The organism is Streptomyces sp. NPDC004609 (assembly GCF_042873655.1).
GTDB lineage: Bacteria > Actinomycetota > Actinomycetes > Streptomycetales > Streptomycetaceae > Streptomyces.
Genome location: NZ_JBIALS010000005.1, coordinates 247,489 through 265,316, shown reverse-complemented (window position 1 = coordinate 265,316; position 17,828 = coordinate 247,489). Strand labels below are relative to the sequence as shown.

The window sequence follows — 17,828 nt, the reverse complement described above, 5'->3', positions numbered from 1 at the left end:
GAGAAGTCCGGTGCCGGGCGCTGACGTGGTGCGTGGCGGTCAGCCCCGGGCGGCGTACGAGACGAAGCCGTCCCACGCGGCGAGGGAGAGGGCGAGTTCGGGGCTTCGCTGGTCCTTGGAGTCCCGGACGTGGATCGCGTGCGTGCCCTTCGCCACCTCGACGCAACTGTCACCGTCGGAACCGCTGTAACTGCTCTTGAACCAGCCCAGTTCGGACGTGCTCATAGCGCTCCTCGCATTCGCTTCAGCAGGCCCAGGGAATCCTCCTGGGAGGGCCTGGGACCCAGGCGCTGGCGTAGTGCGTGGCGGTCAGCCCTGGGCGGCGGCGTACGAGACGAAGCCGTCCCACGCGGCGAGGGAGAGGGCGAGTTCGGGGCTTCGCTGGTCCTTGGAGTCCCGGACGTGGATCGCGTGCGTGCCCTTCGCCACCTCGACGCAGTCGTCACCGTCGGAGCCGCTGTAACTGCTCTTGAACCAAGCCCGTTCGTCGATGCTGCTCATAGCGCTCCTCGCAGTTGCTTCAGCAGGCCCCTGGAGTCCTCGGAGTTGAGAGCCTGTGAGCGCAGTCTCGCATACCGCTGGAGCGTGATGCTGACCTCCTTCGGGTCGGAGATCAGCATTCCGCCACGCTGGCCCTCCGCGTAGCCGAACCACCGGTTCTCGGGCGTCTCTGCCAGTCGCACGGGCCCGTCCAACCCCGCATGATCCGGCTGGTATCGCGGCATGATCTGCAACTCGACGTTGAAGCGCGACGACCGCTCCAGCAGATGATCAAGCAACTCCCGCGTCACGTCAGGGCCTCCCGTACCGCGCTCGACGAGTGCCTGCTCGATGATGAAGCTGAACGCGATCGGTGGCCTGCGCTCGAACAGTTGCTGCCGTTCCAGTCGAGCCGCAACCTGCTTGGTCACCTGCTCCTCGTCCTTCACCGGCGGAACGCTTTCGGTCACGGCCCGCGCGTACCGCTCGGTCTGGAGCAAGCCGGGAATCACGCGGCACTCGTAGGTCCACAAGGTCGCGGCTTGCGCCTCCAGCCGAGCCCACTGCCTGAACCAGCTCGCCAGCCCCGCCTGCCGCGTCAGATGCGGCGCGGCCTTCCGCAGCGCTCCCGTGTTTCCCAGCAGTTCCTCCGCGCGCTCCACGAAGTCCCGGTCCGGCATGCGTCGGCCCTGCTCGATCGAGGCGACCGTGTGCTTCGAGAAGCGGACCAGCTCCCCGAACTCCTCACGGCTCAGGCCCGTGTGCTCCCGTAAGGCCTGGAGGAACGCGCCGAAAGTGCGCAGACTGTCCGACGCCCCCGGCTCCGCGCCTGTTCCCCCCGCCGCCCCCACAACGCCGCCGTCCGAGTCCTCGTAGGCCATCGCCGGCCACCTCCTGTGCACACCAGCCCTGCCGTACCACCTTCTGACTCGGCCCATCGTCACGCCGCGTGATGCGTACCGTCCATCGAACATCCGCGTACGCAGACGCCGAGTACGCGGGCCACCGCTGGTGAACGGCCGACCCGCCGTCATCGCGTGGGCACCGGCCACCACCGCCCATCCCCCACCATCCGCGAAGCGCCGTCACCGCAGGTGTGTTCACATGTCGCGGATGTCCGCCGTATCGCCGGTACGTGGCGCGGTGTCGCTCGCCTCGGGTACTTCACGGGCTCCGTGAGTCATCAGACCTGGTGTTGACCGTGGCTCTGCCACAGGTCGGTGAGCGACCGCCCCGCCCCGGGCGCGCCCGCCAGCAGGACCGGTGAGTCGAAGGTGAACGCCCCACCGTCAGCGCCGAGCACCACCCGCCCCTGCTCGTGACACAGAGCGACTCCGGCCGCGACGTCCCAGGGCTTGGGGGCAAGGCACACACAGGCGTCCATCCAGCCCTCCGCCACGCCCACCAGGTCCAGGGCCATCGAGCCCTGCATGCGGACGCGGTAAGCCTCGTCCTGGAGACGGGCGAGGAAGCGGCGCGTGCTGCTGCCGTGGCCCAAGCCGGTGCCGGAGACGCCCACGACCGCGCGGCCCACGTCCTCGACCACCGGGCGCGACTGCGGGCTACCGGGCGTCGTCCACCGTCGGCCGAGGGCCGGTGCGTGCACCACGCCCAGCAAAGGGACGCCCTCGTGCGCATAGGCGAGCGACACGGCGTACATCGGTGCGCCCCGCGCGAAGTTCATCGTGCCGTCGATCGGGTCGAGCAGCCAGCAGCGTTCAGGGAGCGGTGACCCTGTCGGCGAGGACTCCTCGCCGACGACAGGGATCCGTGGAGTGCGGGTGGCCAGCACCCGCGTCACCCGGGACTCCACCTCGATGTCGGCGGCGGTGACCTCCTCGCCGGAGGCTTTGAACCGCGCGGACCGCCATTCCCCGTCGGCCGTCGCCAGCCAGGTGGCCGCCTCGTCCACGGCCTCCTCGGCGACCGTCAGAAGATCGTTCCGGACCGTCACGTTCGGCTCAGCGGTCGTTCCAGCAGGGTCTCCGCATGGGCACCGTGCTCGCCCATCACGTAGAAGCTGAGCCGGTCGAAGACCCACTCCTTCGGCAGACTGACTCGGTCCCGCGCGGTTCGGGCCAGTTGCAGGGCGGTCTCCTCGTCGGTACGACCCAGCGTCACATGCGGGGCGTAGGCATCCCCGGTGTACCGGTAGCCGTAGCGCTCGTAGCTGGTGCGCTCGTCGTCGGTGAAGCGGGAGACGTCCTTGTCACCGTCGAAGAAGGCCCGGTCGAGGTGTGGATCCAGCACCGCAAGCGCGGCCGCCTGCAGTGCCTGGAGCAGCGGCGGCCGCTCCAGGGCGAGGAAGAGCCAGCCGGTGGGCTGGTAGACCACGCCCGTACTGGCCAGGGACACCTCACCGCGCAGACCGTTCTCGACCGCCGACGCTCCGATGGTCTCAAGCGCCTTCTCCGGGGCGAGCGAATCGGCGAAAGGGCCCTGGAAGACGGTGACATGGGGGAGATTGCCGTCCGGGTGCAGCCTAGGCCGCAGATGTACGCCACCGCCGACGTCCCTCTGCAGTTGAACGGCGGTACGCAGATGGTCCGCTCGCGGTAGCAGGGCAAAACCGAGCCGTCTAGTCACGGGTGAGCTCCTAGTTTCGTGATCACATGAAGTGCCGCGTCGAGTCCTCGCCGCGTAGGTGTCGTCATCCACGGCGGACACCCAGCCTGACCGAGCAGCCCTGCCGAACCAGCCCCACGGCGGTGTTCGACGCCGCGCCTCCCGGCAGCACGCAGCACTCCTTGCCCCGTGGCTTCGCGTGCTCCGCAGGGAGCCGGCCGGTCCGGGCGATGACGTCGACATTCACACTGCCCAGGATCAGCACGCGCTTCGGTGCGCTCATGGCCGTCCCCAGCGGTAACTCTCGAACAGCACATGGCGCACCAGCTGCTCACGGCTGTCGGGAAGCGTCTCCGGCGGAAACGAGGCGTGGGTCACCAGGTCACGGACCAGACGCTGGTATGTCTCGTCGTCGGACCCGCACTCGTGGAACGAGCGCATCAGCTCCCGGTGCAACTCTGCGGGATGCAGATCCAGCTCCTCCAGCCACGCCCGGTTCGCGATGAACACGTTGGCGGCCGCCGAACGCAGCCGTGCCTGAGTCGGGGGCGGCAGCATGTCGGAGTTGAGCAGTTCGAAGTACGCATCGCCCTCCTGCGCGTGCATGCGCAGATTCTGACCGCCGACCGCCAGCACGTCCCGGTTCAGATGGAACAACTCCAGCCCGAGATGGTGCGGCACGTCGAGGACGCTCACCCCCATGTCCGCCAGGCCCGCCTCGTCGGTCGACAGAGCCGAGAGAAGGTTGCCGAACATGTCGCTGTGCTTGGGCACCGCGATGTGTGCACCCGCCGGATTCGCGAGGAACTCCTGTGCCGTCACGCCACCCCACCGGCCGCCGCGGGCGGCGAGCAGGTAGAAGTTGCGGCCGCCCATCGAGTAGCCGACCCGGCCGACGGGAACCACCTGATCGCGAATCGCCTGCTCGGTTTCGAGCAGGCGGAGCATGCGTTGCTCGTTGTAGACCGCCACGTCGAGGGTTCGGGTCGACACGTCCCGTACGAGATTGTCCGACCAGGGGAGCTGCACCGGCACCACACGGTGGTTCCGTCGTGCCAGAGCCTTCTCCAATCCGCAGCCGAGCAGGACGGCCTTCACCACGATCAGGGTCGAATCGGCGAGGCGGGTCGTGTCGCTGCTGCGCCGGTGGTCGGACAGCTCGTGCCGGACAGCGTCTTCGGCCAGCGATCTGCTCGTCTGCCCGTACCACACGGCCAACTGTGTCAAGGCGTTGAGGCAGGGTCTGACGTCCTCCGCGGAGATCTCCTCGGCCGGCACGTCCTGGGCATGGCTGCCGTAGTTGCCGTAGTTCTGGATCGTGCGCACGGCAAGGACGACCTTGGGCGGTACCAGGTTCTTGGCGGAGAGCACGGTCAGCAGGGATTCGAGTGTCGGCTTCGAACCGACGGCCTCCCGGATGGCAATGTCCAACAGGATCGACTCCGCTGCTCGCCTCGCTGTGCCGAGGAAGACCTCGGGGTCCGATTCGGCGTACCTCAGAGCCTTTCTGTACAGCCGGAGCGGCTCCCCCTCGTTGCCCGTCACTCCGTGTCCCGCATCCTCATCTCCCAGGTCCGCGGAGAGCAAGCTAACAGTGTGATCGGCTGGGGGTACAGGCAGTAACCGGTCGTCGCCGTCATCGGCTCCCGCGGTCGGCGGCGCGGATGTCATCTGCTGTCACCGGGCCCTTTCCCGCGCAGCGAGGACAGCACGAGGCGGCCGTAGCGCGTGGTGAGAACCAGAGCCGTGGCAGCCAGGGCGGCGACCAGTGCGATGACGACGGCCGTGACTCCCTTGGCGTCGAGCACCTGAAGAATACTCAGGGCGGTCCCGACGGGCAGGCCGAGGATGGTCAGCACGCCGAGTGCGCCCGCGATCTGCTGACTCTCCTGGGTCTGTACCAGCCGGGCGTAGTCGGCCGCTTCGGCAAGGATCCCGTCGAAGCGCTCCGCGAGGCGGTACTGGGCCTGGAAGCTCAACAGCAACTGGTTGGCCGGGCCGTGAGCGGTGAGGTGCTGGCGCCAGTAGGTGCTGCGGAACGTGGCGATGTGCCGTTCGAGGGTGGACACCCGATGGGCCAGTTTCGGACCGTCGAAGACACCGGAGAGGCCCTCGGTCAGTTCGTCGATGTGGTCGCGCTGGACGGTGCCGAGCAGCAGGGCGTCGAGGTAGACGGTGCGGCAGTGCAACTGTGCGAAGGCGTAGAAGTCACCGTTCCCCGCGTCGGGGCGATGTCCGAGAAAGGCGGCGCCGTGGCGTAGTACGAGGGCGCTCCAGTCCGCGGATATCCGCAACGCGTGCCCCGTTCGTTCGGGCCACTGCTCAAGCGGAGTGGGGAAGTCACTGTCCGTGGATCGTGAGGCGAGATACCAGAGCCAGCGGTCAGCAGTGTCAGGCAGTCGGCCGTCCTGCCGCAGCACGGGGGTGACCTGCACGTCGGGCGTGAGGAAAGCGATCGTGTACGGGCGGGCGATCGCGAACGGAGCGGTGGCGCCGCGCAGTTCGGCGATCCCGTCGAGCAGCACCACGGGGGAGAGCGGGCCGTCGAGCGGGTCAGCGGCGGTGCGGGTGCGGTTGCCGATGGCGCGCAGCGTCTCCAGCAAGGCCGGGCCTTCCACATCGAAATGCAGCACCGCGAGTCCATGGTCCGGGTAACGCGCGGTGGCGGTGGCCAGCAACTCGACCCCCCGCAGGTGCAGCGATTCGTGCCGCACATCCATGAGCCGATACCAGCGGCACGGCCGTTCCGGGGTGCCGTAGAGGGCGCGAGCCGTGGCCGGGGTGAAGTACGTCTGACGGGTGCTTGTGTCGGTGCGGCGGCTGCCCAGCTCGAAAGGTATGGGCCCGGTCGGCCAGTCGACGGGTGCGGTGAACCGGACGGGCAGGACGACGGCCAATGCCTGCCGCACGCCGGTGACGGAACTGAGGTCCGTGGTCAACGGGGTCGCCTCCGATACGGGACTGGCGGTCTTGAGCCGGGCGGGCCTCAGGATACGGATCGTTCTCGGGGTGAGCAGGACACTCCTCTGCCGTGAGCCGTGCCGTACGCGTGTGATCCGGCGTTCATTCCCGGATGGGAAGCTTGCAGCATGAACGATGCCGCCCCGGCGCCCACTCCCGCGCCCGAGCCCCGCCGCCGTGCCCGAGTCCGCGCCCCCGAGCTGCGGGGGCGTGCCTGGCTCAACACGGGTGACAGGGACCTCACCCTCGCCGATCTCCGGGGTCGGATTCTGATTCTCGATTTCTGGACCTTCTGCTGCATCAACTGCCTGCACGTCCTGGACGAGCTGCGCGAGCTGGAGGAGAAGCACCGCGACACCGTGGTGATCATCGGGGTCCACTCGCCGAAGTTCGTGCACGAGGCCGATCACCAGGCGGTCGTGGACGCGGTCGAGCGGTACCAGGTGCGCCACCCCGTGCTGGACGACCCGGAGCTGGCGACGTGGAAGCAGTACGCCGTACGGGCGTGGCCGACGCTCGTCGTGGTGGATCCCGAGGGGTACATCGTCGCCCAGCACGCCGGGGAGGGACACGCGCACGCCATCGCAAAGCTGGTCGCGGAGCTGGAGACCGAGCACGCGGCGAAGGGGACGCTCAGGCGCGGGGACGGGCCCTATGTGGCGCCCGAGGCGGTCGGGACCGAGCTGCGGTTCCCCGGGAAAGCGGTCGTGCTGCCGTCCGGGAACTTCCTCGTCTCGGACACCACCCGGCACCGGCTCGTGGAGCTGGCGGCCGACGGGGAGACCGTCGTACGGCACATCGGCGGGGACGGGGAACTCAACGAGCCCCAGGGGCTCGCGCTGCTGCCCGACGGGCGGGTGGCCGTCGCCGACACGGTGAACCACGCGATCAAGGCGTACGACCCGGAGAGCGGGACGGTCGAGACGCTCGCCGGGACCGGGCGGCAGTGGTGGCAGGGGTCGCCTACCGCCGGGCCTGCCCGGGAGGTCGATCTGTCGTCGCCGTGGGATCTGGCCTGGTGGGGGGACCGGCTGTGGATCGCGATGGCCGGGGTGCATCAGCTGTGGACGTACGACCCCGGGGCCGGGACGGTTCAGGTCGCGGCCGGGACCACCAACGAGGGGCTCGTCGACGGGCCCGCCGCCGAGGCGTGGTTCGCGCAGCCGTCGGGGCTCGCGGCTGCCGGGGACCGGTTGTGGATCGCCGACTCGGAGACATCCGCGCTGCGCTGGATCGACACCGGCGGAGCTGTGCACACGGCCGTCGGCACGGGGCTGTTCGACTTCGGGCACCGGGACGGGGACGCCGGACAGGCCCTGTTCCAGCATCCGCTGGGCGTCACCGTGCTGCCGGACGGATCGGTCGCCGTGAGCGACACGTACAACCACGCTCTGCGCCGTTACGACCCGGTGAGCCAGGCCGCGACCACCCTCGCGACCGATCTGCGGGAGCCGTCGGACGCGGTCGTCGTGGGCGAGGACATCGTGGTGGTGGAATCGGCCCGGCACCGGCTCACCCGGCTGCGGCTGCCGGAGGAGGCGGTGCGGGTCGAGCCCGTCGCCCACCGCACCCAGCGGGCCGCGACCGAGATCACGGGTGGCGCGCTCCACCTCGACGTGGTCTTCGAGGCGCCCTCGGGGCAGAAGCTCGACACCCGTTACGGGCCCTCCACCCGGCTGCTCGTCTCCGCGACGCCTCCCGAACTGCTGCTCGGCGGCGATGGCGCGGGGACGGACCTCTCCCGCGAGCTGGAGATCGACCCGGAGGTCGGGGAGGGCGTGCTGCACGTCTCCGCGATGGCCGCCTCCTGTGACGACGACCCCGCGAACGAGTACCCGGCCTGCCATGTCCATCAGCAGGACTGGGGCGTTCCGGTCCGGATCACCCCGGGCGGTACGGACCGGCTGCCGCTGGTCCTGGCGGGGATGGCGTAAGAGCCGCGCACCGGGGGGCTCGTCATTGTGCGCGGGGTCACGTATCCCCGTCCAGCTCCCCGGGGACGGGCGCGGGCACCAGGGTCTGGGCGTGCTCGGGGCACGCGTGGACGGTCATGGGAGCCCCGCTCGGCCGTGCGACCCGCCGGACCGGGAGGGGCGCGAGGGTCCAGCGCCCGCACACGCAGCAGGTGGCGCTGGAGTCGGCGGGCGGTTCGCAGGTGAGTGCGTCGCGGGTCATGCGGGCACCCCCAGCCACCCGACGGCGGACCCGTCGGGTGAGAACGGCACGTCGTGGCCGAGGACGGCCGCCACTGCGGACACCCGGCGCTGCCGCTGCCGTTCCCACTCCTCTTCCTGGCCCTTGATCCAGTCGCGGAGGTACGGGGGTACGCGATGCCCCCGGGGAGTAGGCGCGGTCCGGGCGAGGACATGCGGTGGGACCGGGGTGGCCGCCGTGCAGATCACCGGCGGGGCGGGCTCGGGCAGGTCCGCGAAGTGGGCGGCGGAATGGCGCCCCGGCCGGGCCCGGCGGGTGGGCGGGAAGAGGTCCAGGACCCTTATGAGGGCACGGGCGATACGATCGCGCATACGTCGGTCAGCTCCTCGAAAGCTGTTTCGGCGAGCCCCGGACGGACCGTTGGCGCGGTCCCCCGGGGCGCTTTGTGCCGGGGTGGCAGCGGGCGGGCGGTGCGGTGGGCGCCGTCCCCCGGAAGTGCGGTCACTCCCATCTCGTGCTCCAGTTGCTGCGTTCGTTCCTCTCGGCCAGGGCGGGGCGGAGCCGGTCCGTGACAGTGGCCGGACGCAGATCCGCACGGGAGGCGTCCCATTCGATTCCGCCGGTGGGTGGCCGGAGATAGAGGCGATCCCATTCGGTGTCCATGACCACTCCGAGCACCTTTTTCCGTGTGTCGAACACAAGTGTCCCAACGGTGAGTTGGGGTTCCTCTTGCTGTGCGGCTTCGCTGCCATCGGTCACAGCCGCTCCTCTCCGTAGCGAAACCACTACCAGGGCGCATCAGAGTGACCTACAGTCGGAAGGGTCTTCAACGTTCCTGTTTTGGAGGGCACATTGGTAAATCGCAAGGAGTTAAATCCCGAGGCAAGCCCGGAAGCGGCCTTCGGCGCACGACTCCGCAGTTCACGTGAGGCACGCGGGTGGAAACAGGACGAGCTTGCCGAGCAGTTGGGATATACCGGCCGACATATTTCGGCGGTCGAAACCGGTCGCAAGCCTCCGACTCTGCGATTCTCGCGTGGTTTGGATGCCGCCTTCGGAGTCGAAGGCACGTCCGAATCATTCGAACGCGTGTGGCGCGAAATCCGGCACGGCTCGCTGCTGGAAGGCTTCCCCGAGTACGTCGGCTACGAAGCCAGGGCGGTCGAGATCCGGTTGTACGAGATCGGAATCATTCCGGGGTTGCTCCAGACACCGGAGTACGCCAGCGTCCTCGCGAACAGCGCCGTAGAGCGCGGCAGCATCACGCCCGAGCAGGCCGATGAGCGGGTCTCGTTCCTCGCCGAGCGGCAGGCGGCCCTGACGCATCCGAAGCCACCGATGATGCTGCTCGTCATGGATGAGAGCTGCATCCGTCGCCCGGTGGGCGGCCCCACGGTCATGGGCCCGCAGCTCGACAGGCTGGTGGAGTTCGCCGAACTCCCCAACACCATGTTGCAGATCGCCACGTATGACATTGGCGAGCGCAGGCCGTTCAACCTGCCTGTCAACCTGGTGACGCTCTCCGACCGGTCCGTACTGTCCTACGTCGAGTCCCAGACTCGTGGCCACCTGGACCGCGAACTCTCCTCAGTACTACCGCTGTTGACGGCCTACCATCAATTACAGGCCGTATCAGCCTCACAAGCGGAGTCCGTAGCCATGCTCCGCGAGCTTCGAAAGGGCACCCCGTGACGACGACCGACTTCCCCTGGGCCAAGTCCTCCTACAGTGACAACGGTGGCAACTGCGTCGAATGGGCCCCGGCGCACGCGTCCGCCACCGGCATAGTCCCCGTCCGCGACTCCAAGACTCCGACCACCCCCATACTGAACCTCTCCGCCACCGCGTTCTCCGCCTTCGTGGCGGGTGTCAAGACCGGTGGATTCGGCTCCGCCTGATCCGCCACACCCGAAAGGCCCCGCCACTCCCCCGCAAGAGGAGCGGCGGGGATGTTGTACGGGTGCCGGCCGAGGGGGCCGGGTCAGGCGCCTTCCAGGAACGCCGTCAGCGCGTTCGCCAGCAGATACGGGTCCTCGGCGCCGCACAGCTCGCGCGCGCTGTGCATCGACAGGATCGCGACCCCGATGTCGACGGTCCGGATGCCGTGCCGCGCCGCCGTGATCGGGCCGATCGTCGTGCCGCACGGCATCGCGTTGTTCGACACGAACGTCTGCCACGGCACCCCGGCCCGCTCGCACGCCGCCGCGAACACGGCCCGGCCGCTGCCGTCGGTCGCGTACCGCTGGTTCACATTGACCTTGAGGATGGGGCCGCCGTTGGCGCGCGGGTGGTGCGTCGGGTCGTGGCGCTCGGGGTAGTTGGGGTGCACGGCGTGGCCGGTGTCGGAGGAGAGGCAGACCGTGCCCGCGAAAGCGCGCGCCCGGTCCTCGTACGTACCGCCGCGCGCGAAGACCGAGCGCTCCAGCACCGATCCGAGCAGCGGGCCGTCCGCGCCGGTGTCCGACTGGGAGCCGTTCTCCTCGTGGTCGAAGGCGGCGAGCACCGGGATGTACGGCAGGTCCCCGGTGGCCGCGACCGCCGCGAGCGCGGCCGTACCGGCGTGCACGGAGAGGAGGTTGTCCATCCGGGGCCCGGCCACCAGCTCCCGGTCGCGGCCGAGGTACGACGGCGGTTCGATGGAGTGCACCATCAGGTCCCAGCCGGTGACCTCGCCCGCCGGGAGCCCGATCTCCTCCTCCAGGAAGCGGATGAGGTCGCCCTCCCGGACGTCGCCGAGGCCCCAGATCGGCTGCATATGGCGCTGCTTGTCGAGCTTCAGCCCGTCGCTGTGGACGGAACGGTCCAGGTGGATCGCCAGCTGCGGCACCCGCAGCAGCGCCCGGTCGATGTTGACCAGCCGCTCCGAGCCGTCCCTGAGGCTCAGGCGCCCGGCGAGACCGAGGTCACGGTCGAGCCAGGTGTTGAGCAGGGTTCCGCCGTAGATCTCGACGGCGATCTGCCGCCAGCCGGCCGAGCCGGTGTCCGGCAGCGGCTTCACCCGCAGATTGGGCGAGTCGGTGTGCGCGCCGACGATCCGGAACGGGGTGTGCGCCCGCGCCCCCTCCGGTACGTACCAGGCGATGATCGCGCCGCCCCGGAGCACATACCTGCCCCCGGTCGTCCCGTCCCAGGCGTCCGTCTCCAGCACCTGCCGGAAACCGGCCTTCTCCAGCCGCTCGGCGGTGACCGTCACGGCGTGATACGGCGACGGCGCGGCGGACAGGAAGGCCATCAGGTCGTCGGTGTGCCCGCGGCCGAAGCGGACCGCTGCGCTGCTGGTGCTCATGGGGCCACTGTAACCACGGGGGCAGGGCCGGGAGGGGGCTCCTCGGACCGGAGGACGCCCCACCGCGCTCCAGTACCGCACCGGTGGTTCCTCGGACCCCTCACCAGCCGTTCCCCCGGTTCCGTCACCGGCCGTTCCCGCGTCCCGTCACCCACGGTTCCCCCGTTCCGTCACCGGCCGCCGGCCGGTCCTCCGGCGGTCGCCGCCCGCCCTTGCGCCACCGCGTGGCCCCGAGTGAAGACCGGGGCTCCCAGGGCGCCGGGGCCGCTCCCCCAGGAGTGCGCGGCCTCAGGAGTCTCCGATCTTGCGGTAGTCGAGCGCGCCGTCCTTGAGCTTCGCGGTCGGCCGCTCGCCGTTCTGCACCTGCCGGGAGCGCTCGGCGATCACCTTGCCGACGGCCATCAGCTCGTCGCCGGTGTAGATCTTCGCGTTCAGGCCGCCGGTCTCGATCACCAGCACCGTGGTGCCGACCTGGCTCATGACCACGGAGCCCTGGCTCCTCAGCTTGCTCTTGCCCCGTTTGGCGGCCGACGACTCACCGATCACGCCGGGCAGCGGAGAGGTGACGGTGTCCCGCGGGTCCAGGGACCCCTGGGCATGCCGGTCCAGCAGTGCTCGGGAGGCGGTGGTGGCCGCGGCTGCGTCCTCGTACGCGTACACGCTGAAGGCGAGGGTGCCGGCGTCCCCGCGGGCGAACATGGTGCCGCTCGCGAAGAGGGCACCCTCGCAGATCGGATCCTTCTTGTTGACGCAGCTCACCGGCGCCATGTCCTGGGTGCGGAGATCGACCGCGACCGGCTCCCCGGAGGTGGAGCCGCCCCAGCCGGGGAGATCCGCTTCGCGCGGCATCACGGCCGTGACCTGCTCCGCCGTCAGCACGGTCGCCTTGCCGGGCGCGGGCCGCGTTCCCTTGTCGCCCCGCTCCCCCTGGCCGGCCCGGTCGGCCCGGTCGCCTCCGCCGCCGTCGTCCGAGCCGCACCCCGTCAGCAGCAGCGCCCCCGCCACCGCCCCGGCCGCCGCGAAACGCCCAAGACGGCCATACCTCGTGTTCCCCGTGATCCGCATGTTCCCCCCATGTGTTGGCGGCGATCATACGGACGGCCCGCCTCCTGAAGGAATCCCCGGGGAAGCGGGCCGCCGTATGACGTCGGCTACACACCGGCCGCCTTAGAAAGCCGCCTCGTCGAGGTCCATCAGCGAGCCGTCCACCGACTCCGCGATCAGGCGCTCGGCCGAGACACCGGGCAGGACGTTCGCCGCGAAGAACTTCGCCGCCGCGATCTTGCCCTGGTAGAACGGCACGTCCTTCGCCGAGGCCGTCTCCAGCTTCTCCGCCGCGACCGCCGCACCGCGCAGCAGCAGATAGCCGACGACGACATCGCCGGAGGCGAAGAGCAGCCGGGTGGTGTTGAGGCCGACCTTGTAGATGTTCTTCACGTCCTCGCCGGTCGCGATGAGGTCGTTCGTCATCGTGCCGACGATCGCCTCCAGGTCGACGGCCGCCTTGGCGAGCGCCTCACGGGCCGGGGCCAGGTCCTCGCCGCCGGTGCCGACCGCGAGGAACTTCCTGATCTCCCCGGAGAGGCTGTTGAGCGCCTGCCCCTGGTCGCGGACGATCTTCCGGAAGAAGTAGTCCTGGCCCTGGATGGCGGTCGTGCCCTCGTAGAGGGTGTCGATCTTGGCGTCCCGGATGTACTGCTCGTGCGGGTACTCCTGGAGGTAGCCGGAGCCGCCGAGGGTCTGGAGCGCCTGGGCCAGCTGCTCGTACGACCGCTCGGAGCCGTAGCCCTTGACGATCGGCAGCAGCAGGTCGTTCAGCGCGACCAGGGCCGCGGTGTCCTCGCCCTCGGCCTGCTTCGCGGCGATCTCGTCCTGGATGGAGGCCGTGTACAGCACCAGGGCGCGCATGCCCTCCGCGTACGCCTTCTGGGTCATCAGGGAGCGGCGGACGTCGGGGTGGCGGGTGATGGTGACCTTGGGCGCGGACTTGTCCGTGAAGTTGACCAGGTCGGTGCCCTGGACGCGCTCCTTGGCGTACTCCAGCGCGTTCAGGTACCCCGTGGAGAGGGTGGCGATCGCCTTGGTGCCGACCATCATCCGGGCGAACTCGATGATCATGAACATCTGGCGGATGCCGTCGTGCTTGTCACCGATCAGCCAGCCCTTGGCGGGGTGCCGGTCGCCGAAGGTGATCTCGCAGGTGTTGGACGCCTTGAGACCCATCTTGTGCTCGACGTTCGTGGCGTACACGCCGTTGCGCTCGCCCAGCTCGCCGGTCTCCCAGTCGAAGTGGAACTTCGGCACGAGGAAGAGGGAGAGGCCCTTGGTGCCGGGTCCGGCGCCCTCGGGGCGGGCGAGCACGTAGTGGAGGATGTTCTCCGACATGTCGTGCTCGCCGGAGGTGATGAAGCGCTTCACGCCCTCGATGTGCCAGGAGCCGTCCTCCTGCTCCACGGCCTTCGCGCGGCCCGCGCCGACGTCCGAACCGGCGTCCGGCTCGGTGAGCACCATGGTGGAGCCCCACTGCTTCTCGACGGCGATCCGGGCGATGTTCTTCTGGGCCTCGTTGCCCTCCTCGAAGAGGATCCCGGCGAAGGCCGGGCCCGAGGAGTACATCCAGATGGCCGGGTTGGAGCCCAGCAGCAGCTCGGCGTACGACCAGATCAGCGAGCGGGGGGCGGTGGTGCCGCCGATCTCCTCGGGCAGGCCCAGGCGCCAGTACTCCGAGTCCATGAAGGACTGGTAGCTCTTCCTGAAGGACGCGGGGACGGGCGCGGTGTTCGTCTCCGGGTCGAAAACAGGGGGGTTGCGGTCGGCGTCCGCGAAGGATTCGGCCAGCTCGTTCTCCGCGAGCCGGGCGATCTCGGCGAGGATGCTCTTGGCGGTGTCGACGTCCATCTCCGCGAACGGGCCGGTGCCGTACAGCTTGTCGCGCCCGAGGACCTCGAAGAGGTTGAACTCGATGTCGCGGAGATTCGACTTGTAGTGCCCCATGGCGACGGCTCCGTAAAGATCGGGGAGGCGGGTCCTCGTACTCATACCAATCGGTAACAATCATGATGCTACCCACGGGTAATAAGTTTCAACCCCCTTCCCCGACTGTGACCTGCGCCCTACCGCGGCCCGCGGAAGGGGTCGACAGCGTACAGGCCGTGGTCATGGCACCCGAAGGACTCGGCCGGAGGGCCCGCCCCCGGGTCGCTCGGCGGCGCGCCTAGGTCCACCCGCCGAGCCCCCGGCCACGCGTGGATTCCGGGGCGCCCGGCCCCGCCGCCCGGCGGGTTCCGCGCGTCGTTTCCGTCGGGATCCCGTCCTGGGTGCCCACAGCGGTGCACAGCGGGGACGAGCGGCCGACCGACTCGTTACTCTTGCGGTCATGTACGGCTATGACCAGAGTCAGGGCGCGCAGCAGCAGTACGCACCCCAGCAGCCATACGGGGGGCCGCCCCCCGGGCAGCCGCTCTACCCGGAGCCTTCACCTCCGTCTCTCGCCGACGCTGTACGGGCCTTCACGACGGCCTCGCTCTCCGCCGAGGACTTCCAGCAGATCTTCGCGACCTCGAAGGTCTACTGCCCGCGCGGGGACAATCCCGGGTTCCTGGCGCTGCACAACACGCAGCAGCCGGTGATCCCGATGTTCACGTCCCTCAAGGAACTGCGCAGGTACGCGGGCAAGGAGTCCAAGTACTTCGTGATCACCGGGGCGGAGGTGATCGATCTGCTGCCGACCGGGTACGGCTTCGTCCTCGACATGGAGGGGGAGCACCGGATGGTCTTCGACGCGAAGGCCGTGGAGCAGATGGTCGACTTCGCCATGCGCCGGATGTACGGCTGAGCGCGGCGGGCCGTACGCGCCGACCTGTCCCTGTCCCATGGGTGCCCGGGAGGAATACCTCCCGGGCCTTTCTCGTTCCTGGGTAGCGAGAAGTTCAGGATTCAACTAACCTGTTCCACAGGTCGCAGGTCGCACAAGGAGGTACCCCCATGCCCGCAGTGACTGTCGACAACCCGCTCACCCTGCCGCGCGTCTCCGCGCCGGCCGACGCCGTGGCCCGTCCCGTACTCGCCGTGACCACCGCCCCGAGCGGTTTCGAGGGGGAGGGTTTCCCGGTCCGGCGCGCGTTCGCCGGGATCAACTACCGGTACCTCGACCCGTTCATCATGATGGACCAGATGGGCGAGGTGGACTACGGAGCCGGTGAGCCCAAGGGAACGCCCTGGCACCCCCACCGCGGTTTCGAGACCGTGACGTACCTGATCGACGGGACCTTCGTCCACCAGGACAGCAACGGCGGCGGCGGAACCATCAAGAACGGCGACACCCAGTGGATGACCGCCGGCTCCGGCCTCCTGCACATCGAGGCACCGCCGGAGGAGCTGGTCGTGTCCGGCGGGCTCTTCCACGGACTCCAGCTGTGGGTGAACCTCCCGGCCGCCGACAAGATGATGGCCCCCCGCTACCAGGACATCCGCGGCGGCCAGGTGCAGCTGCTGACGTCCCCCGACGGCGGCGCGCTGCTCCGGGTCATCGCCGGTGAGCTGGACGGCCACGAGGGCCCCGGGATCACCCACACCCCGATCACGATGATCCACGCGACGCTGCGTCCGGGCGCGCAGATCACCCTGCCGTGGCGCCAGGACTTCAACGGGCTCGCGTACGTCCTCGCCGGACGCGGCACCGTCGGCACCGAGCGGCGTCCGGTCCACATGGGCCAGACCGCCGTCTTCGGCGACGGCGGCTCCCTGACCGTACGGGCCGACGAGAGCCAGGACTCCAACAGCCCCGATCTGGAGGTCGTCCTCCTGGGCGGGCAGCCCATCCGGGAGCCCATGGCGCACTACGGGCCGTTCGTGATGAACACCCAGGAGGAGCTGCGCCAGGCGTTCGAGGACTTCCAGAAGGGCCGGCTGGGCACGATCCCCGCGGTCCACGGGATGTCCGAGGGGCTGTAGGGCCTGAGGGACCGCGGGGTCCCGCGGCCACCGGCTCACCGTTCTGTCCCCGAAGGCCCTGCCCGGATGTCTCTCCCGACGTCCGGCCGGGGCCTTCGGCGCTTTCGGGGTTCCCGGGCCGGGGGTCCCGCCGCTCGATGGCGCGCGAGCACGCCACGACCTGCCCGCGCTGACGGCCGTCGGCCCGGCGCGAGGCGCGCGCTCCTGCCGCCCGGGCATGGGAAGTCCTGCGGGCTGACGGCTGACGGCTGACGGACTCACGGGTCCGGTTGACGGGTTGTCACCCGGTTGGGCGCCGTGCGCGGGACGGCGTCCCGGAGCCGTGATCGGCTGGAAGGGTGCAGACTCTCCTTCCCGAGCCGGTACGGCGGCTCGCCGCCTGGTGCGTCGTCCTCCTGCTGATCGCCGGGGTCGGCGCGGTGGGGATCTGGCTGATCATCTACTTCCGGACGGCCGTCACACCCGTCCTCCTGGCGATCCTCGGAACCGCGCTCCTCGGGCCGCTGCACCAGCGGCTCGTCCGGATGGGGGTGAACCGCTCGCTGGCGGCGGGGCTGACCTGTGTCGCCGTGGTCGCGGTCGTCGGCGGGGCCACCTACATCATCGTCACGGCCCTGATCGACACCGGCGATCAGATCCTCGCCGCGCTGCGCAGCGCCGCCAAGGGGATCAGCAAGCACTTCGGGGCGGCCGGGACCTCCCTCAACGATCTCGCCTCCAACGCGAGGGAGCTGCTGTCGAAGTTCGGCGGAACCGCCGCGTCCGGAGTGATCAGCGGGCTGAGCGTGGTCGGTCAGGCGATCGCCACCGCTGTGCTGGCCCTGCTGCTGATCTTCTTCTTCCTGCGCGACTCCCACAAGGCGGCGGGCCTCGCGCGCGCGATCACGCCCGGCCCCGGCGGGGACACGCTCGAAGCGATGGGCCGCAGGGCCTTCGAGGCCGTCGAGGGCTTTATGCGCGGCACCACCTTCATCGCGCTGATCGATGCCTTCTGCATCACCATCGGCCTGCTGATCCTGCGCGTACCGGGGGCGGTCGGCCTGGGCGCCCTCGTCTTCGTCGGCGCCTACATCCCCTATCTCGGAGCGTTCCTCTCGGGCGCGGTCGCGGTCCTCGTCGCCCTCGCCGACCGCGGCTGGGTGATCGCCCTGTGGGCCCTCGGTGTCGTCCTCGCCGTCCAGGTCCTGGAGGGCCATGTCCTCCAGCCGGTGATCCAGAGCCGTACGGTCCAGATGCACCCGGCGGTCGTCATGCTGGCGATCACGGCGGGCGCGGGCCTCGCCGGCATCCTCGGCATGCTTCTCGCGGTCCCGGTCACCGCGGCGGCCTTCGGTGTGATCGGCGAGCTGAGAACGCGCTACGGAAACGGAAACGCCCCCACGACCGGCCCCGCCCCCTCCGCCCCGGACTGAGCCGACGGCGCGCCGAC

Annotated in this window: 20 protein-coding genes; 6 read left to right on the top strand and 14 right to left on the bottom strand. The window is 69.7% G+C overall.

Going from position 1 to position 17,828, the window contains the following annotated elements:
* Nucleotides 1–39: 39 nt before the first annotated feature.
* The 8 genes from ACFYT4_RS07375 to ACFYT4_RS07340 form a co-directional block, all read right to left on the bottom strand.
* On the bottom strand, nucleotides 40–225 hold the full coding sequence (locus ACFYT4_RS07375; RefSeq protein WP_389266177.1) for a DUF397 domain-containing protein: 186 nt from the start codon (nucleotides 223–225) through the stop codon (nucleotides 40–42).
* Nucleotides 226–309: 84 nt separating this feature from the next.
* A complete protein-coding gene (locus ACFYT4_RS07370; RefSeq protein WP_389266175.1) occupies nucleotides 310–501 on the bottom strand; it encodes a DUF397 domain-containing protein in 192 nt (63 codons plus the stop codon).
* Entirely contained in the window at nucleotides 498–1,361 is an 864-nt protein-coding gene (locus tag ACFYT4_RS07365) for a helix-turn-helix domain-containing protein (protein WP_389266174.1), read from the bottom strand. Before ACFYT4_RS07365 ends, ACFYT4_RS07370 begins: the two co-directional genes overlap by 4 nt.
* A 302-nt stretch (nucleotides 1,362–1,663) precedes the next feature.
* Nucleotides 1,664–2,434, bottom strand: a complete 771-nt coding sequence (locus ACFYT4_RS07360) for an inositol monophosphatase family protein (RefSeq protein ID WP_389266173.1) — start codon at nucleotides 2,432–2,434, stop codon at nucleotides 1,664–1,666.
* Nucleotides 2,431–3,066 (bottom strand): 2'-5' RNA ligase family protein, encoded by a 636-nt coding sequence (locus ACFYT4_RS07355; protein ID WP_389266171.1) that lies wholly within the window; start codon nucleotides 3,064–3,066, stop codon nucleotides 2,431–2,433. The genes ACFYT4_RS07360 and ACFYT4_RS07355 overlap by 4 nt, the downstream gene beginning before the upstream one ends.
* A gap of 64 nt (nucleotides 3,067–3,130) precedes the next feature.
* Complete coding sequence (locus ACFYT4_RS07350) at nucleotides 3,131–3,328, bottom strand: PfkB family carbohydrate kinase (RefSeq protein WP_389266169.1); 198 nt, start codon at nucleotides 3,326–3,328, stop codon at nucleotides 3,131–3,133.
* Nucleotides 3,325–4,590, bottom strand: a complete 1,266-nt coding sequence (locus ACFYT4_RS07345; RefSeq protein ID WP_389266167.1) for a DUF4145 domain-containing protein — start codon at nucleotides 4,588–4,590, stop codon at nucleotides 3,325–3,327. The genes ACFYT4_RS07350 and ACFYT4_RS07345 overlap by 4 nt, the downstream gene beginning before the upstream one ends.
* Nucleotides 4,591–4,712: 122 nt before the next feature.
* Nucleotides 4,713–5,954, bottom strand: coding sequence for a hypothetical protein (locus tag ACFYT4_RS07340; RefSeq protein ID WP_389266165.1), 1,242 nt, complete (start codon nucleotides 5,952–5,954; stop codon nucleotides 4,713–4,715).
* Between the two features lie 180 nt (nucleotides 5,955–6,134).
* Between ACFYT4_RS07340 and ACFYT4_RS07335 the strand changes: the two genes are divergently transcribed.
* Nucleotides 6,135–7,940, top strand: a complete 1,806-nt coding sequence (locus ACFYT4_RS07335; RefSeq protein ID WP_389266163.1) for an NHL domain-containing thioredoxin family protein — start codon at nucleotides 6,135–6,137, stop codon at nucleotides 7,938–7,940.
* A 37-nt stretch (nucleotides 7,941–7,977) separates the two neighbouring features.
* Here ACFYT4_RS07335 and ACFYT4_RS07330 read toward each other — a convergent pair whose 3' ends face one another.
* The 3 genes from ACFYT4_RS07330 to ACFYT4_RS07320 form a co-directional block, all read right to left on the bottom strand.
* A complete protein-coding gene (locus ACFYT4_RS07330) occupies nucleotides 7,978–8,181 on the bottom strand; it encodes a hypothetical protein (RefSeq protein ID WP_389266161.1) in 204 nt (67 codons plus the stop codon).
* Nucleotides 8,178–8,531 (bottom strand): hypothetical protein, encoded by a 354-nt coding sequence (locus ACFYT4_RS07325; protein ID WP_389266159.1) that lies wholly within the window; start codon nucleotides 8,529–8,531, stop codon nucleotides 8,178–8,180. Before ACFYT4_RS07325 ends, ACFYT4_RS07330 begins: the two co-directional genes overlap by 4 nt.
* 130 nt (nucleotides 8,532–8,661) lie before the next feature.
* A complete protein-coding gene (locus ACFYT4_RS07320; RefSeq protein WP_389266157.1) occupies nucleotides 8,662–8,919 on the bottom strand; it encodes a hypothetical protein in 258 nt (85 codons plus the stop codon).
* 93 nt (nucleotides 8,920–9,012) lie between these two features.
* Between ACFYT4_RS07320 and ACFYT4_RS07315 the strand changes: the two genes are divergently transcribed.
* Both ACFYT4_RS07315 and ACFYT4_RS07310 read left to right on the top strand, forming a co-directional pair.
* Nucleotides 9,013–9,852, top strand: a complete 840-nt coding sequence (locus ACFYT4_RS07315; protein WP_389266282.1) for a Scr1 family TA system antitoxin-like transcriptional regulator — start codon at nucleotides 9,013–9,015, stop codon at nucleotides 9,850–9,852.
* Nucleotides 9,849–10,058 carry a DUF397 domain-containing protein gene (locus ACFYT4_RS07310; protein ID WP_389266155.1) on the top strand — a complete coding sequence of 70 codons (210 nt, stop codon included), beginning with the start codon at nucleotides 9,849–9,851 and terminating at the stop codon, nucleotides 10,056–10,058. The genes ACFYT4_RS07315 and ACFYT4_RS07310 overlap by 4 nt, the downstream gene beginning before the upstream one ends.
* An 83-nt stretch (nucleotides 10,059–10,141) precedes the next feature.
* Here ACFYT4_RS07310 and ACFYT4_RS07305 read toward each other — a convergent pair whose 3' ends face one another.
* From ACFYT4_RS07305 to ACFYT4_RS07295, 3 genes are all read right to left on the bottom strand, one after another.
* Complete coding sequence (locus ACFYT4_RS07305; protein ID WP_389266153.1) at nucleotides 10,142–11,446, bottom strand: M18 family aminopeptidase; 1,305 nt, start codon at nucleotides 11,444–11,446, stop codon at nucleotides 10,142–10,144.
* A 288-nt stretch (nucleotides 11,447–11,734) separates the two neighbouring features.
* The gene (locus ACFYT4_RS07300) at nucleotides 11,735–12,511 is read right to left on the bottom strand and encodes a hypothetical protein (RefSeq protein ID WP_389266151.1); all 777 of its coding nucleotides are present in this window, start codon (nucleotides 12,509–12,511) and stop codon (nucleotides 11,735–11,737) included.
* Between the two features lie 102 nt (nucleotides 12,512–12,613).
* On the bottom strand, nucleotides 12,614–14,440 hold the full coding sequence (locus ACFYT4_RS07295; protein WP_389266280.1) for an acyl-CoA dehydrogenase: 1,827 nt from the start codon (nucleotides 14,438–14,440) through the stop codon (nucleotides 12,614–12,616).
* Between the two features lie 382 nt (nucleotides 14,441–14,822).
* On the opposite strand from ACFYT4_RS07295, the gene ACFYT4_RS07290 reads away from it, so the two are divergent.
* The 3 genes from ACFYT4_RS07290 to ACFYT4_RS07280 all read left to right on the top strand — a co-directional run bounded on the left by ACFYT4_RS07290 (nucleotide 14,823) and on the right by ACFYT4_RS07280 (nucleotide 17,811).
* Complete coding sequence (locus ACFYT4_RS07290; RefSeq protein WP_389266149.1) at nucleotides 14,823–15,281, top strand: SseB family protein; 459 nt, start codon at nucleotides 14,823–14,825, stop codon at nucleotides 15,279–15,281.
* A gap of 149 nt (nucleotides 15,282–15,430) precedes the next feature.
* Nucleotides 15,431–16,399, top strand: a complete 969-nt coding sequence (locus ACFYT4_RS07285) for a pirin family protein (RefSeq protein ID WP_389266147.1) — start codon at nucleotides 15,431–15,433, stop codon at nucleotides 16,397–16,399.
* A gap of 338 nt (nucleotides 16,400–16,737) precedes the next feature.
* A complete protein-coding gene (locus tag ACFYT4_RS07280; RefSeq protein WP_389266145.1) occupies nucleotides 16,738–17,811 on the top strand; it encodes an AI-2E family transporter in 1,074 nt (357 codons plus the stop codon).
* The last annotated feature ends 17 nt before the right edge of the window (nucleotides 17,812–17,828 follow it).